Genomic DNA, 16,030 nt, shown 5'->3' on the forward strand with positions numbered 1-16,030 from the left:
GGACTCAGGGAAAAAGAAGGGACGCCGCTGCCTGTCTAAGCGAGGTGACCCAGAGGCCCGTCGATTGATGCATAACGCCGCGATGTCGGCGAGGCGCACAGCGGCATGGAAGGGTTTTTATGAGGCACTAAGGGCCCGGGGACTCAGCACAACCGAAGCATTAGTAGCACTGGCCCGCAAGCTTGCCCGAGTGGTATTCGCCCTGCTGAAGAATCAGAGCGAATACTTACCGAAAGGCATTTAGGGGGTAGCCCTGCACCATAGAATCTCCCACAGGGGCCTGTACACGCAGCTCAAAGGTGGGAGCGAGCTTGCTCGCGATGAGGCCAGGCCAGGCACTTTTCTCCACACAAAAGAAAACCCCCGATAAACCAGCGGTCTATCGGGGGCTTCTTTCAGCAGGCGCCTTTACGCGCCCACCCGCTCAGCTTATTGGCAAGCTTCGCAATCCGGCTCGTCGATCGCGCAGGCCTTTGGCACTGGAGCCGGACCTGCTGGAGCCGCCAGGACCGAATCGTCACCGTGGTTGCCGCCGCTGGAAACCGCGTTCAGCTTGCCGGTGTTGATGGTCGACTTCTCGGTGCTGGTGGCAGCCAGGGCACGGAGGTAGTAAGTGGTTTTCAGGCCACGGTACCAGGCCATGCGGTAGGTCACGTCCAGCTTCTTGCCCGAAGCGCCGGCGATGTACAGGTTCAGCGACTGAGCCTGGTCGATCCACTTCTGGCGACGGCTGGCGGCGTCGACGATCCACTTGGTGTCCACTTCGAACGCGGTGGCGTAGAGCGCTTTGAGCTCTTGCGGGATGCGTTCGATCTGCTGCACCGAACCGTCGTAGTACTTCAGGTCGTTGATCATGACCGAGTCCCACAGGCCGCGAGCCTTGAGGTCGCGAACCAGGTACGGGTTGATCACGGTGAATTCGCCCGACAGGTTCGATTTCACATACAGGTTCTGGTAGGTCGGTTCGATCGACTGCGACACGCCGGTGATGTTGGCGATGGTGGCGGTCGGTGCGATGGCCATGATGTTGGAGTTACGGATGCCTTTCTGCACACGGGCGCGAACCGGTGCCCAGTCCAGGGATTCGTTCAGGTCGACGTCGATGTACTTCTGGCCGCGCTGGGCGATCAGGATCTGTTGCGAGTCCAGCGGCAGGATGCCCTGGGACCACAGCGAACCCTGGAACGTCTCGTAGGCGCCACGCTCGTCGGCCAGGTCGCAGGAAGCCTGGATCGCGTAGTAGCTGACCGCTTCCATGGACTTGTCGGCGAACTCGACCGCGGCATCGGAACCGTACGGGATGTGCTGCAGGTACAGCGCGTCCTGGAAGCCCATGATGCCCAGGCCGACCGGACGGTGCTTGAAGTTGGAGTTCTTCGCTTGCGGCACCGAGTAGTAGTTGATGTCGATCACGTTGTCGAGCATGCGCACGGCGGTGTTCACGGTGCGTTGCAGCTTGGCGGTGTCCAGCTTGCCGTCGACGATGTGGTTCGGCAGGTTGATCGAGCCCAGGTTGCAGACCGCGATCTCGTCCTTGTTGGTGTTCAGGGTGATCTCGGTGCACAGGTTCGAGCTGTGGACCACGCCCACGTGCTGCTGCGGGCTGCGCAGGTTGCACGGGTCCTTGAAGGTCAGCCATGGGTGGCCGGTTTCGAACAGCATCGAGAGCATCTTGCGCCACAGGTCTTTGGCCTGGACGACTTTGAACAGCTTGATCTTGTTGTACTCGGTCAGGGCTTCGTAGTACTCGTAGCGCTCTTCGAAGGCCTTGCCGGTCAGGTCGTGCAGGTCCGGCACTTCGGATGGCGAGAACAGGGTCCACTTGCCGTCGTCGAAGACACGCTTCATGAACAGGTCGGGGATCCAGTTGGCGGTGTTCATGTCGTGGGTACGACGACGGTCATCACCGGTGTTCTTGCGCAGCTCGATGAACTCTTCGATGTCCATGTGCCAGGTTTCCAGGTAGGCACAGACTGCGCCCTTGCGCTTGCCGCCCTGGTTGACCGCAACGGCGGTGTCGTTGACCACTTTGAGGAACGGCACGACGCCCTGGGATTTGCCGTTGGTGCCCTTGATGTACGAGCCCAATGCGCGAACCGGGGTCCAGTCGTTGCCCAGGCCACCGGCGAATTTCGACAGCATGGCGTTGTCGTGGATGGCGCCGTAGATGCCCGACAGGTCGTCCGGAACGGTGGTCAGGTAGCAGCTCGACAGCTGTGGACGCAGGGTGCCGGCGTTGAACAGGGTCGGGGTCGATGCCATGTAGTCGAAGGACGACAACAGGTTGTAGAACTCGATCGCACGGTCTTCGCGCTGCTTCTCTTCGATGGCCAGGCCCATGGCCACGCGCATGAAGAAGATCTGCGGCAGTTCGAAACGGATACCGTCCTTGTGGATGAAGTAACGGTCGTACAGGGTTTGCAGGCCCAGGTAGGTGAACTGCTGGTCACGCTCGTGGTTGATCGCCTTGCCGAGTTTTTCCAGGTCGAATTCGGCCAGGACCGGGTTCAGCAATTCGAACTCGATACCCTTGGCGACATAAGCGGGCAACGCCTTGGCGTACACGTCGACCATTTCGTGGTGGGTCGCGCTCTCGGCCACTTCCAGGAAGCTCAGGCCTTCGGCACGCAGGGTGTCCATCAGCAGGCGGGCGGTCACGAAGGAGTAGTTCGGCTCGCGCTCCACCAGGGTCCGGGCGGTCATCACCAACGCGGTGTTGACGTCCTTGAGGGCGACGCCGTCATAGAGGTTCTTCAGGGTTTCGCGCTGGATCAGGTCGCCATCGACTTCTTCCAGGCCTTCGCAGGCCTCGGTGACGATGGTGTTCAGGCGGCCCATGTCCAGCGGCGCCAGGCTGCCGTCGGCGCGTGCGATGCGGATCGAAGGGTGGGCCTGGACCGGTGCGTCGGCCGGGGAGCGGGTGGCACGCTCCTTGGCGCGGGAGTCACGGTAGATCACGTAGTCGCGGGCCACTTTCTGCTCGCCGGCACGCATCAGGGCCAGTTCGACCTGGTCCTGGATTTCTTCGATGTGGATGGTGCCGCCCGAAGGCATGCGACGCTTGAAGGTCGCGGTGACCTGTTCGGTCAGGCGGGCCACGGTGTCATGGATTCGCGACGAAGCGGCAGCGGTGCCGCCTTCAACTGCGAGAAACGCTTTGGTGATGGCGACGGTGATCTTGTCGTCGGTGTAAGGAACGACAGTGCCGTTACGCTTGATCACACGCAGTTGGCCCGGCGCGGTGGCGGACAGATCCGGGCTCGAATCGGCGGCCAGCGGCACGGTGCCCTGCGGGTTCTCGCGAGTTGTGTCGGTGTGCATGGGTGTCTCCACGTTCTCTATGTTTGTTTGGGCACCATCACGGTGCCCACCGTTCCGTCCTAAAGCACTACAACCGACTGGCGCCGGGCATAACAACTTCGGGACAGTAGGAAGCAGGCGTTTAATGCCGCTTCCATCCGAAGTTCTCAGGTTGCGAGCGAGGCTCGAAACCGGATTGCCGGGGTGGCAGCAATTGACTGCAACACCCGTACCGTTTCGGTCGTTTTCGACCTGGAAACAGTTGCCATCCGCAGGGGCGGTCTGGGCTTGGGGAAATGCGATGTTTCAGTTGGACAGAAGCAAGAAAAGCGCTTGAATTCTCTGCCCGACTTGTGTTTGGTTTTTGGCCTGAAACCCTACATGTAGGGTTTTTTACGCGGCGTGCTACAAGATAATGCGTTTTCGGGGGGTATGCAACGTACTACCTGTGGATAAGCCTGTGCGTAATTTGTGTGCGAAACGTGGAACTGCTCTGTAGGCCGCGACCTAGCTGGAGTGGACCTTTTTTCACCGGTTTCGACGATCCGAAAACAGCCTGAAGGTTTTTTGCGGGCGCGGACCTTACCACATAAAAACCACCCGACCGAAACGCATTTGTCCGCTTGTTTTCTAGAGGGGCGACGTTTATACAATCGGCCGGTGTACTGGCATGTTTATCCTCTTTTGATATGACAAAAAGAGGGGGCTGTATTCGAATCTCTGGAGCGAGCACTGTTGTGGCGAGGGAGCTTGCTCCCGCTCGATTGCGCAGCAATCGCAAAAGCGGGGCCGCTTCGCAGCCCAGCGGGAGCAAGCTCCCTCGCCACAGGTGAGTGCTGATCCTTCCTTTATGTTCACAGCAAGACGAGGCCCCAGTGGAACAAGAAGCCTGGCAGGTATTGATCGTCGAGGATGACCAGCGTCTGGCCGAGCTGACCCGGGAATACCTCGAAAGCAACGGGTTGCGTGTCGCCATCGAAGGCGACGGTGCGGTGGCGGCGGCGCGGATCATTGCCGAGCAGCCGGACCTGGTGGTCCTCGACCTGATGCTGCCCGGCGAAGACGGCCTGAGCATCTGCCGCAAGGTGCGCGAGCACTACGACGGGCCGATCCTGATGCTCACCGCCCGCACCGACGACACCGACCAGATCCAGGGCCTGGACCTGGGTGCCGATGATTACGTCTGCAAGCCGGTTCGCCCGCGCTTGCTATTGGCGCGGATCCAGGCCCTGCTGCGACGCAGCGAGCCGGAGCCGAGCGTGGCGCACAAGCAGCGGCGCCTGCAATTCGGCCCGCTGGTGGTCGACGACGCCCTGCGCGAAGCCTGGTTGCAGGGCAATGGTATCGAGCTGACCAGCGCCGAATTCGACCTGCTGTGGCTGCTGGTGTCCAATGCCGGGCGCATCCTGTCCCGGGAAGAAATCTTCACCGCCCTGCGCGGCATCGGCTATGACGGCCAGGACCGCTCCATCGACGTGCGTATTTCGCGCATCCGGCCCAAGATCGGCGACGACCCGGACCATCCACGGCTGATCAAGACCATCCGCAGCAAAGGCTACCTGTTCGTTCCCGAAGCTTGCGCAGACTTGGCGCCGTGAATTCGATCTTCCTGCGTATTTATGGCGGCATGTGCGCGGCGCTGGTGCTGGTGGCGGTCCTTGGCGTGCTGGCCCTGCACCTGCTCAACCAGACTCGCGGCGAGCAATACCGCGAGCGCCTGGCCCACGGCACGTTTTCGTTGATGGCCGACAACCTGCGGCCCATGAACGACACCGAGCGCCACCGGGCACTGCTGGTGTGGGAGCGCCTGCTGGGCATTCCTCTGGCGTTGCAGACCTTCTCCCAGACCGATCTGGATCTCGGCCAGCGTACCCGTGTACTGCGCGGCCAGGCGTTGGTCGAGCGGACCGGGCCCCATGCGGCAAAAGTCTATCGGCTGGTCAATGAAACCGAGCAATTGATGTTGGTCGGGGAAGTCCAGCAGATCAGCGAGCAACTGGCCCGCGCGACCATTTACCTGTTGGCCGACGAACTGGTGCGTTACCCCGTGGCCGAGCAACCCAAGCGGTTGGCGCAACTGGAGCAGGAAAAAGGGTTTGGTTTCGACCTGCGACTCACGACCGCCGAGCAGGCCGACATGGACGAAGATCAGCGCCGTCGCGTGTCCGAGGGCGATACGGTGATGGCGCTGGGCAAGGGCGGCGATTCCATCCGGGTCTTCGCCGGCATGGTCGGCACCCCGTGGGTCCTGGAGATCGGCCCGCTGTACCAGATGAACCCTTATCCGCCGCAATGGCTGGTGCTGATCGCGGCGCTGGGGTTGAGCCTGATCGGGTTGATCGTCTACCTGTTGGTGCGTCAGCTGGAGCGGCGCTTGCGCGGCCTGGAGTCGGCCGCCACCCAGATCGCCCAGGGCAGCCTGGAAACCCGGGTGCCGGCCCGCGGTGCCGACTCGGTCGGGCGATTGGCGGCGGCGTTCAATGGCATGGCCGAACACTTGCAACAACTGTTGGCTATCCAGCGCGAGCTGGTGCGGGCGGTGTCCCACGAATTGCGCACCCCGGTGGCGCGCCTGCGGTTTGGCCTGGAAATGCTCGGCAGCGCCACCACCCCCCAGGCCCGGAACAAATACCTGGCGGGCATGGACCACGACATCGAAGACCTGGATCGGTTGGTGGACGAAATGCTCACCTACGCGCGGCTGGAACAGGGTTCGCCGGCGTTGAATTTTCAGCGGGTGGATCTGGATGCGCTGGTTAATCAGGTGATCGATGAGCTGGGGCCGTTGCGGGCCGGGATCACGGTCGAGCGCGGTCTATGCTTGTCGGCCGCCGATTGCGACGGCGCCTGGGTCGAGGCCGAGCCACGCTTTCTGCATCGGGCCTTGCAGAATCTGGTGGGCAATGCCATGCGTCACGCCCATTCCAAGGTCACGGTCAGCTACCAGGTGGGCCAGTTGCGCTGTCGGGTGGACGTGGAAGATGACGGGCCCGGTGTGCCGGAAGCGGCGTGGGAGCGGATTTTCAAACCCTTCCTGCGCCTGGACGACAGCCGCGCCCGCGCTTCGGGCGGTCATGGGCTGGGGCTGTCGATCGTGCGGCGGATCATCCACTGGCATGACGGTCGGGCGTTGATCGGCAAGAGCAAGAGCCTGGGTGGGGCGTGCTTCAGCTTGAGTTGGCCGAGGCATCAGGACAGGTCTTGAGAGCGGCGGTGCCTGTGCCGGCCTCATCGCGAGCAAGCTCGCTCCCACAGGTTGGACGCATTCCCATGTGGGAGCGAGCTTGCTCGCGATGAGGCCCTCCCAGACACCAAAAATCTCAGGCCCTGACCCCCACCAGGCTCAACAACTGCCCATCCTTCACCCCAAACTGCGCCTGCAGCTCACTGCCATGGCGCCATTCGGTCGACAGCTCCGTCAGCAAGCGCAGCCGCACCTGCCCGTCGTGTGTCCAGTCCAGCACTTCGGCATGCTCGAAATAAAAACGCTGCCTGACGATGGGGTACAGCGCCTTGAACAAGCTTTCCTTCACTGAAAAGGTCAGGGTCACCAGCAAGGCCTGGTCATCGCGTGTGAGCCGGGTCATGCGCTGCAACTCTGGCGGGGTGAGGATTTCACCGGCCAGGCGTTCGGCGCGCTCGGGGTCGAGCAGGTTCTCCACGTCCATGCCCAAGCCTTGCCAGTGGTCTTTTTTCGCGACGATGGCCGCTGCCAGGCCCGTGCTGTGGGTGATCGAGCCGCTGATATGAGCCGGCCACACCGGGGCGCGGTCTTCGCCGATGGCCGGCACGCAGGCCTGGCCGTCGAGCCGCTGCAACGCCGCCCGGGCGCAGATCCGTCCGGCCAGGAATTCTGCCTGGCGCTTGGCCACCGAGCGCTGGATGCTCGCCGGTGGTTCGATGGCGCTGTCGGGAAAGTCGGTGCCCGTCAGCAGCAACGGGTCGAAGCGGGTGCTCAGCAGCACCGTATCGGGCAGCGCGTCGGGCAATAGCCAGTGTTCATCCAGAGGCGAGCAACAGGCGGGCAGCGGGGGGAGTGTCTTCATGCCGGGCATTTTGCCGGGTTGGTGGGAGGCTGGGTAGTGGCGATGGGATTTTCCCTGTGGGGCCTGACCTGTAGGAGCTGCCGAAGGCTGCGATCTTTTGATCTTGATCTTTCGCTCCCGACTCAATTGGCAAGGGAAAGATCGCAGCCTCGTTGCACTCGTCAGCTCCTACAGATGTGCACAAGAAGTCTCTTCCAGGGCGTCAGCCAAAGATCTTCTTGAAGAACTTCTGCATGTCCGCCCACGACTTCTCGTCGGCTTCCTTGTTATAGCCAATGTCCGGCCCGCCATGTTCGCCGTGGCTCAAACGGTCGGCGTCAGGGTTGCTGAAGCCGTGCTTGGCACCTTCGAGGCTGACGAATTTATAGTCGGCACCAGCCTTGTCCATTTCGCTCTTGAAAGCGGTGACGTTGTCTTCGGTGACCATGCTGTCCAGCGCGCCGTGCTCGACCAGTATCTTGGCCTTGACGCTGCCCGGGGTGGCCGGGGTATTGGTCACCAGCGCGCCGTGGAAACTCACCACGCCGGCCAGCGGCACACCCTGGCGCGCCGCGTCCAGCACCACCTTGCCGCCGAAGCAGTAGCCGATGGCGGCCAGTTTGTCCGGATCGGTCTGGGGTTGTTTTTTCAGCAGGTCCAACCCCGCCTGGAAGCGTGCGCTGGCGGCCTTGCCGTCCTTGAGTGCCGCCTGCATGAAGGCCATGGCGTCCTTGGGGTGCTCGGTATTCTTGCCGTCGCCGTACATGTCGATGGCCAGGGCACTGTAGCCCAGGCCCGCGAGGTCACGGGCGCGACGCTTGACGTAATCATTCAGCCCCCACCATTCGTGAACCACCACCACACCCGGGCGCGGGCCTTTGACGGCGTCGTCATAAGCGTAGTAACCGATCAGCTGGGTGCCATCGGCGCTGGTGTAGGGGAGCTCCTGGGTCTGGATGGCGGCGTGGCCCACGCCGCTCATGGCCAGAAGTACAACAGCAAGCAGCCTGCGCATGACGGATCTCCTTATGAAAGTGGTCCGCACAGATTAGCCGATTCATTCAGCGCAGGTTCAGAGAACGTTCAAGGGGGGTTCAGGGAGCGCTGGTTAACGTGACAGCGACTTCACACACCACCCATGCTTCAAAGGAGTTCGATCATGACTCAGATGAAAAAACTGTTGCTGGCTTTCACCGTGCTGGGCGCCAGCGCCTTGGCCCACGCCGATGACAACTTCGCCAGCCTGACCCTCGGCCAGACCAGCGACAAGGTCAAGAAATCCGACGCCCTGGATGCCAACCTGAACCACCCGAATGCCGACGGCATCATCGGCAAGGACACCACGTATGGCCTGCGCCTGGGCAAGCAGAACGACCAGGGCCGCTACTACGCCACCTACGACAACGTCTCGGGCACCCACAACGGCATCAAATTGCGCCAGGAAAACCTGCTGGGCAGCTACGATGTATTCCTTCCGGTCACCAGCAGCACCAAACTGTTCGGTGGCGGCACGGCGGGCCTGACCAAGCTGACCCAGGACTCTCCCGGTTTCAGCCGCGACAGCGACATCGGCTACGCGGTAGGCCTGCAGGGCGGCGTGCTGCAACAAATTTCGCAAAACACCTCGGTTGAACTGGGTTACCGTTACCTGCGCAGCAACGCCAGCACCGAGATGAGCCCGCACGGTGGTGACAAGGTCGGTTCGCTGGACCTGACCAGCAGTGCCCAGACCTACCTGTCCGCCAACTACACGTTCTAAGCGGGCCAGGGTGAGTGTATCCAGCCGGATCGGTGGTAGACGATCCGGCGCCTTTCGTTGAGGTGCGCTGCGCGCGATTGTTTGATTTGCCTGGGGAGAGGCTCCATGAAGTTACTGGTCGTCGAAGACGAAGCGCTGTTGCGTCATCACCTGCAAACCCGTCTCACTGACAGCGGCCATGTGGTGCAGGCCGTGGCCAATGCCGAAGAGGCCTTGTACCAGGTCCGGGAATTCAACCACGACCTGGCGGTGATCGACCTCGGCCTGCCGGGTATCAGCGGGCTGGAGCTGATCCGCCGGCTGCGCTCACAGGACAAGACGTTTCCGATCCTGATCCTGACCGCCCGCGGCAACTGGCAGGACAAGGTCGAAGGCCTGGCCGCCGGTGCCGACGACTACGTGGTCAAGCCGTTTCAGTTCGAAGAGCTGGAGGCCCGGTTGAACGCCTTGTTGCGTCGCTCCAGCGGCTTCACCCAATCGACCATCGTCGCCGGGCCGTTGCTGCTGGACCTCAATCGCAAGCAGGCCGTCCTCGATGACGAGCCGCTGGCGCTGACCGCCTACGAATACCGCATCCTCGAATACCTCATGCGCCATCACCAGCAAGTGGTGGCCAAGGACCGCTTGATGGAGCAGCTCTATCCCGATGACGACGAGCGCGATCCCAATGTCATCGAAGTGCTGGTAGGGCGCCTGCGCCGCAAACTGGAAGCCCCCGCCGGCTTCAAGCCGATCGATACCGTGCGCGGCCTGGGTTACCTGTTCAACGAGCGCTGCCAGTGATTCGTTCGCTTCGGCTGCGGCTGATGCTGGCCGCGATGACCCTGGCGGTGCTGTTCATGCTGGCCTTGTTGCCGGCCATGCAAGGCGCGTTCAGCCTGGCGTTGCAGGAGTCCATCGAGCAACGCCTGGCCTCGGACGTGACCACGCTGATTTCCGCCGCCCGGGTGGAAAACAACCACTTGAAGATGCCGGCGCAGTTGCCCGATGAGCGCTTCAACCTCGCCGATGCCCGCCTGCTGGGCTACATCTATGATCGTGAGGGTCGATTGGTCTGGCGGTCCAAGGCCACCCAGGAAGAGAACATCAACTACACGCCGCGCTATGACGGCCAGGGCAACCAGTTCGCCCGCATTCGCGAGAACGACGGCCAGGAGTTCTTTGTCTATGACGTCGAGATCAAGTTGCTCGGCGGCCAGAACGCGGCGTTCAGCATCGTCACCTTGCAACCGGTGCGCGACTACGAAGTGACCTTGCAGGGGCTGCGGGACAATCTCTACCTGGGCTTTGGCGCCGCCCTGGCGGTGCTGCTGGCGCTGTTGTGGATCGGCCTGACCTGGGGCCTGCGGGCGCTGCGACGCCTGAGTCAGGAACTGGACGAAATCGAAAGCGGGGCGCGGGAAAGCCTCAGTACCGAGCACCCTCGGGAACTGTTGCGCCTGACCGGCTCCCTCAATCGCTTGCTCCATAGCGAACGGGAGCAGCGCAGCCGTTACCGTGATTCCCTCGATGACCTGGCCCACAGCCTGAAGACCCCGCTGGCGGTGTTGCAGGGGGTCAGCGAAGACATGGCCCGGCGCCCCGAGGACCGTGGCCAGGCCTGGGTGCTGCAAACCCAGATCGAGCGCATGAGCCAGCAGATCGGCTACCAATTGCAGCGCGCCAGCCTGCGCAAAAGCGGGTTGGTGCGCCATCAGGTGCGCTTGCACCCGGTGCTGCAAAGCCTGTGCGACACCTTGGACAAGGTCTATCGCGACAAACGGGTCAATGTGAGTTTCGATCTGCCGGAGCACTGCCAGGTGCCGATCGAGCAGGGCGCCTTGCTGGAGATGCTCGGCAACTTGCTGGAGAACGCCTATCGACTGTGCCTGGGCGAGGTGCGTGTCAGCGTGCACCAGACCCTCGGCGGCACGGAGTTGAGCGTCGAGGACGACGGACCGGGCGTGCCGCCGGATCAACGTGCGCGGATCCTTCAACGGGGCGAACGGCTGGACCGTCAGCATCCGGGCCAGGGCATTGGCCTGGCGGTGGTCAAGGACATTATCGAAAGCTACGGCGCCCGGTTGACCCTGGGGGATTCAGAGCTGGGTGGGGCGGCGTTCCGGATTCATTTTCCGGTGGTTTGACTGGGAAGTTTTCGGTGTGTTTGCGGGCCTCATCGCGAGCAAGCTCGCTCCCACATTGGATTTTCGGCGCTCACAAATCCCTGTGGGAGCGAGCTTGCTCGCGATGAGGCCCGTCAGCACGCCACAAAAACCAATCAAGAAATCAGTTCTCCAACTCCCTGTAGGCCCCCGGCGTCAGCCCCGTCCACTTCTTGAACGCCCGGTGAAACGCCGACGGTTCGGAGAAGCCCAACTGCTCGGCAATCTGCTGCAACGACAAATCCGCACGCCCCAGGTGGTAGATGGCGATATCCCGCCGCAACTGATCCTTGAGTTCCTGGAAGCTGGTGCCTTCCTCCCGCAGATGCCGGCGCAAGGTCTGCGGGCTGATGTGCAAGTGGGCGGCGACGGTATCCAGGTCGGGCCAGCGTGCCGTGTCGCGGCTGAGCAGGCGGCGCAGTTGGCTGCTCAGGCTATGGCCATCGTCCGGGCGCGACAGAAGGTCGGCGGGGGAGTGTTCGAGGAAATGCTTGAGGGTGCGTTCGTCCTGCAACAGCGGCATCTCCAGGTAGCGGCTGTGGAACAGCAGGCTGCTGCCGGGCGCGTCGAACACCAGGGGGTAGGGGAACAATAAGTCGTATTCGGCCCCGTGGGCGGGCTTGGCATAGCCGAAAGTCACCTGCTCGAGGCCGATCCGCTGGCCGATCAGCCAACTGGCGAGGCGATGCCAGACCACCAGCAGGCTTTCAGTCAAGAAGTGGTCGGGGTCCCACAACGTCGAGTCGTCCAGCACCAGCCGCACCCGTTCGCCTTCGGTTTCCAGCGTCAGGCGCGGGGCGTCGGGGAACAGGCTGTAGAACAGCAAGCCGCGCTGAAGGGCCTTGCCCAGGGTCCGACAGTGGATCAACGCATGACACATCATGGCGAATGTCCCGGGCTTGCTCGGCGCCCGGCCGAATCCCAGGTATTCGTCCTCCATCGCCAGCCACAACGCTTGCAACAGGCGGGCGAACTGTTCCGGCGCGATGCGCGCGCGCGGTTCATCCAGCAGTTCAGGGCTGATGCTCAATTGTTGCAACAAGGGAAAGTAGTCGAAGCCTTGCCGATGTGCGCCGCCCAGAGCTGCGCGGGCGAAGTGGCTGGCGATCGTGCGTTGGCGCATGGCAGAAATCCGTCCGTTAAGCGGGCAAATGGTAGCAGGGGCTTGAGGCTGAACAAGGCGGATATCCGCCAAATCCCGGAGCGCGGGATGGTCTGCTGGCGGAAATCCGCCACTTATACACAGCGTTTAATCGGGTGTGGAAACGGCAAGCCCGTCTGCTATACCGGGTGTAGGACATTTCGCAAAAATGGCACGCGCTTTGCGATGCGTTGGGTAGGTCTGCCCCGTGCAGCCGACAAAAACAAATCCCTCCAGCGCAGGAGGGTTCGCAATTGAGGTGCCGTGGACGACAGGTGGAAGTCGTCATACGGGACTCTTGAGGAAGGTTTGCCATGACGACTCGTCAGCCACTGTACAAATCCCTGTATTTCCAAGTGATCGTAGCCATTGCCATCGGCATTTTGCTCGGCCACTTCTACCCGCAGACCGGTGTTGCCCTCAAGCCATTCGGCGACGGGTTCATCAAACTGATTAAAATGGTCATCGCCCCCATCATCTTTTGTACCGTCGTCAGTGGTATCGGCGGCATGCAGAACATGAAATCGGTGGGCAAGACCGGCGGCTACGCGCTGCTGTACTTCGAAATCGTCTCCACCATCGCCCTGTTGATCGGCCTGGTCGTGGTCAACGTCGTGCAACCGGGTAATGGCATGCACATCGACGTGTCGACCCTGGACACCAGCAAGATCGCCGGTTTCATCTCGGCCGGTAAAGACCAGAGCATCGTCGCCTTCATCCTCAACGTGATCCCGAACACCATCGTCGGCGCGTTCGCCAACGGCGACATCCTGCAAGTGCTGATGTTCTCAGTGCTCTTCGGCTTCGCCCTGCATCGCCTGGGTGCCTACGGCAAGCCGGTGCTGGACTTCATCGATCGCTTCGCCCACGTCATGTTCATCATCATCAACATGATCATGAAGCTGGCTCCACTGGGTGCGTTCGGTGCCATGGCCTTCACCATCGGTGCCTACGGTGTCGGTTCGCTGGTGCAACTGGGCCAGTTGATGATCTGCTTCTACATCACCTGCGTGGTGTTCGTGCTGGTGGTGCTGGGCGCCATCTGCCGCGCCCACGGCTTCAGCGTGATCAAGCTGATCCGCTACATCCGTGAAGAACTGCTGATCGTGCTGGGTACTTCCTCCTCGGAATCGGCCCTGCCACGCATGCTGATCAAGATGGAGCGCCTGGGCGCCAAGAAATCTGTCGTAGGCCTGGTGATCCCGACGGGCTACTCGTTCAACCTCGACGGTACTTCGATCTACCTGACCATGGCGGCGGTGTTCATTGCCCAGGCCACCGACACCCAGATGGACCTGACTCACCAGATCACCCTGCTGCTGGTGCTGTTGCTGTCGTCCAAAGGCGCGGCCGGCGTGACCGGTAGCGGCTTCATCGTACTGGCGGCCACCCTGTCGGCCGTAGGTCACCTGCCGGTGGCCGGCCTGGCGCTGATCCTGGGCATCGACCGCTTCATGTCCGAAGCCCGCGCCCTGACCAACCTGGTGGGCAACGCTGTCGCCACCATCGTGGTTGCCAAGTGGGTCAAGGAGCTGGACGTAGATCAACTGCAGACCGAGCTGGCTTCCGGTGGTCGCGGTATCTCCGACGTTCGTGAAGATGACGAGCAGATCGCGGCGGCGCAAATTGCAGCGGCTGAGTCCTCTGCTCCAGGCGTTGTGAAGTAATCTTCAGGCTGCAATGAAAAACCCGCTTCGGCGGGTTTTTCATTGGAAGAACTCTTCAGTCGAGGAGGCTTCTGTGGCGAGGGAGCTCTCACGCTGAGCGCAATGGTCATCCAGACTGGCACCTGTGGTAATTGCCCCACCGCCAGTCCCTGCCTAGTCTTTAGCTGTCACCCCTCGGAGATCACCCATGCAAGGCCCACTGGCATCGCTCAAGGTTCTGGACTTCTCGACCCTGCTGCCAGGCCCGTTCGCCTCGCTGTTGCTGGCGGACATGGGGGCCGAGGTGTTGCGCATCGAGTCGCCGACCCGTCAGGACTTGCTGCGGGTATTGCCGCCCCATGACCAGGGCGTATCGGCCAGCCACGCCTACCTCAACCGTAACAAGCGCAGCCTCGCCCTGGACCTCAAGCAGCCGCAAGCGCTGGAGGTGATCACGCAGTTGCTGGGGGACTACGACATCCTGCTGGAACAGTTCCGCCCCGGCGTGATGGAGCGGCTGGGCCTGGGGTACGAAGCCTTGAAAGCCATCAATCCGCGGCTGATCTACGTGTCGATCACCGGCTACGGCCAGACCGGCCCTTATAAGGACCGCGCCGGCCACGACATCAATTACCTGGCCCTGGCAGGGCTGGCCAGCCACACCGGCCGTGCCGACAGCGGGCCGTTGCCGCTGGGCATTCAGGCGGCGGATATCGCCGGTGGTTCATTGCACGGGGTGATCGGACTGTTGGCAGCGGTCATCGCCCGTCAGCAGACCGGTCAGGGCCAGCACCTGGACGTGAGCATGACCGACTGCGTGTTCAGCCTCAATGCCATGGCCGGTGCCGGTTACCTGGCCTGCGGTGTGGAGCCGGGTTGGGAAAGCCAGATGCTCAATGGTGGCAGTTTCTACGACTATTACCGCACTCGCGATGGTCGCTGGATGTCGGTGGGCAGCCTGGAACCGGCTTTCATGCAGGCGCTGTGCGAGGCCCTGGGCCATCCGGAACTGGCGGCCCAGGGGCTGTCGCCCAAGCCTGAGCAGCAGCGGGCCCTGAAGCAGGCCTTGCAAACCGAGTTCGAGAAGCATGATTTTGCCGAACTGTGCGGTTTGTTTGCCGGGATCGATGCCTGTGTCGAGCCGGTGCTGAGCCTGGAAGAAGCCCTCGGGCATCCACAGTTACAGGCCAGGCAGGTGGTGACCCAAGTGCCCCGAGGTGATGGCTCGAGCCAGGCGCAGATGGCCTGTCCGCTGAGGTTTTCAGCAGGGCTACCCGAACCTCGACATATTGGCGTGGGGCTGGGGGCGGATACGGATCAGGTGTTGGGGGAGTTGGGGTTTAGTGTTGAACGGATAGCTGAATTGCGTCGCAGCGGGGTGGTTTTGTAGCGTCTGTCAGGTAGCCATCGCGAGCAAGCTCGCTCCCACACTGGATCTTCGCCGCTCATCCCCTGTGGGAGCGAGCTTGCTCGCGATGGGGCCAGCCCAAACACCACAAAAATTTACTCCACCCGCGTTTCCCCACTGAACACCAAGGTATTGCGACAGCTGCGGCACAAATACCGCCGCCCCTGGCGCACCAGGCTGTGGCGTTGGGCCGAGAATGGGAAGTCGCTGCCATCGCAAGGGCACTTGTAGATGTAGCGGGTCACACTGCGGCGTTTGATTTCGTAGGTGTGGCAACGGTTGGGCGGCAGTTCGTACACGCCGCGCATGATCAGTTGCCATTCTTCGCCATGGGGCTGGATGCGGTCGCCAAACAGTTGGTGGGCAATCAGGTGCGCGACTTCGTGGGCGACGGTCTGCTTGAGGAAGTCTTCGGCGTTTTCCCGGTACAACTGTGGATTGAAGCGCAGCAGGTTTTCATGCAGATGCGCGACACCGGCCTTCTGGCCACGCAATTTGAAGCTGACCACCGGGCGTTTGAAAGGACGTTTGAAAAAGGATTCGGCTTGTTGGTAACACTCTTCGACGCGGGTATTGAGTTGCTCGAGCATGCTTAACGGGTCTCCAG

The 16,030-nt window shown here is 62.0% G+C and carries 13 protein-coding genes; 8 read left to right on the forward strand and 5 right to left on the reverse strand.

The window, feature by feature from the left end:
- Window positions 1-244 (forward strand): transposase (locus BM321_RS17160; protein ID WP_139236204.1); only part of this gene is annotated, 244 nt, incomplete at its 5' end.
- 185 nt (window positions 245-429) lie between these two features.
- Here BM321_RS17160 and BM321_RS17165 read toward each other — a convergent pair.
- Window positions 430-3,321 (reverse strand): ribonucleoside-diphosphate reductase subunit alpha, encoded by a 2,892-nt coding sequence (locus BM321_RS17165; protein WP_092443568.1) that lies wholly within the window; start codon window positions 3,319-3,321, stop codon window positions 430-432.
- A gap of 854 nt (window positions 3,322-4,175) precedes the next feature.
- On the opposite strand from BM321_RS17165, the gene BM321_RS17170 reads away from it, so the two are divergent.
- Both BM321_RS17170 and BM321_RS17175 read left to right on the forward strand, forming a co-directional pair.
- Window positions 4,176-4,898 (forward strand): response regulator, encoded by a 723-nt coding sequence (locus BM321_RS17170; protein ID WP_092330507.1) that lies wholly within the window; start codon window positions 4,176-4,178, stop codon window positions 4,896-4,898.
- Window positions 4,895-6,505, forward strand: a complete 1,611-nt coding sequence (locus tag BM321_RS17175; RefSeq protein WP_092443570.1) for an ATP-binding protein — start codon at window positions 4,895-4,897, stop codon at window positions 6,503-6,505. The genes BM321_RS17170 and BM321_RS17175 overlap by 4 nt, the downstream gene beginning before the upstream one ends.
- 115 nt (window positions 6,506-6,620) lie before the next feature.
- On the opposite strand, the gene BM321_RS17180 is transcribed toward BM321_RS17175, so the two are convergent.
- Window positions 6,621-7,346: a 4'-phosphopantetheinyl transferase family protein gene (locus tag BM321_RS17180; protein ID WP_218190455.1), complete on the reverse strand. Its 726-nt coding sequence runs from the start codon at window positions 7,344-7,346 to the stop codon at window positions 6,621-6,623.
- Between the two features lie 202 nt (window positions 7,347-7,548).
- Complete coding sequence (locus tag BM321_RS17185) at window positions 7,549-8,340, reverse strand: dienelactone hydrolase family protein (protein WP_092443574.1); 792 nt, start codon at window positions 8,338-8,340, stop codon at window positions 7,549-7,551.
- 144 nt (window positions 8,341-8,484) lie between these two features.
- On the opposite strand from BM321_RS17185, the gene BM321_RS17190 reads away from it, so the two are divergent.
- The 3 genes from BM321_RS17190 to BM321_RS17200 all read left to right on the forward strand — a co-directional run bounded on the left by BM321_RS17190 (window position 8,485) and on the right by BM321_RS17200 (window position 11,210).
- On the forward strand, window positions 8,485-9,084 hold the full coding sequence (locus BM321_RS17190) for a hypothetical protein (protein WP_092330496.1): 600 nt from the start codon (window positions 8,485-8,487) through the stop codon (window positions 9,082-9,084).
- A gap of 105 nt (window positions 9,085-9,189) precedes the next feature.
- Window positions 9,190-9,867 carry a response regulator gene (locus tag BM321_RS17195; protein ID WP_092203994.1) on the forward strand — a complete coding sequence of 226 codons (678 nt, stop codon included), beginning with the start codon at window positions 9,190-9,192 and terminating at the stop codon, window positions 9,865-9,867.
- Window positions 9,864-11,210 (forward strand): ATP-binding protein, encoded by a 1,347-nt coding sequence (locus tag BM321_RS17200; protein ID WP_092330494.1) that lies wholly within the window; start codon window positions 9,864-9,866, stop codon window positions 11,208-11,210. Before BM321_RS17195 ends, BM321_RS17200 begins: the two co-directional genes overlap by 4 nt.
- A gap of 142 nt (window positions 11,211-11,352) precedes the next feature.
- Here the strand turns inward: BM321_RS17200 and BM321_RS17205 are convergent, their stop codons facing one another.
- On the reverse strand, window positions 11,353-12,351 hold the full coding sequence (locus BM321_RS17205; RefSeq protein ID WP_092443576.1) for an AraC family transcriptional regulator: 999 nt from the start codon (window positions 12,349-12,351) through the stop codon (window positions 11,353-11,355).
- A gap of 332 nt (window positions 12,352-12,683) precedes the next feature.
- Between BM321_RS17205 and BM321_RS17210 the strand changes: the two genes are divergently transcribed.
- Window positions 12,684-14,036 (forward strand): dicarboxylate/amino acid:cation symporter, encoded by a 1,353-nt coding sequence (locus BM321_RS17210; protein ID WP_092330489.1) that lies wholly within the window; start codon window positions 12,684-12,686, stop codon window positions 14,034-14,036.
- A gap of 187 nt (window positions 14,037-14,223) precedes the next feature.
- Window positions 14,224-15,405, forward strand: coding sequence for a CaiB/BaiF CoA transferase family protein (locus BM321_RS17215; protein ID WP_092443578.1), 1,182 nt, complete (start codon window positions 14,224-14,226; stop codon window positions 15,403-15,405).
- Window positions 15,406-15,518: 113 nt separating this feature from the next.
- On the opposite strand, the gene BM321_RS17220 is transcribed toward BM321_RS17215, so the two are convergent.
- Entirely contained in the window at window positions 15,519-16,013 is a 495-nt protein-coding gene (locus tag BM321_RS17220; RefSeq protein ID WP_092204003.1) for a SprT family zinc-dependent metalloprotease, read from the reverse strand.
- Window positions 16,014-16,030 lie beyond the last annotated feature (17 nt).

Origin of the sequence: Pseudomonas sp. NFIX10, from assembly GCF_900111955.1 — a bacterium.
Taxonomy (GTDB): domain Bacteria; phylum Pseudomonadota; class Gammaproteobacteria; order Pseudomonadales; family Pseudomonadaceae; genus Aquipseudomonas; species Aquipseudomonas fluorescens_AA.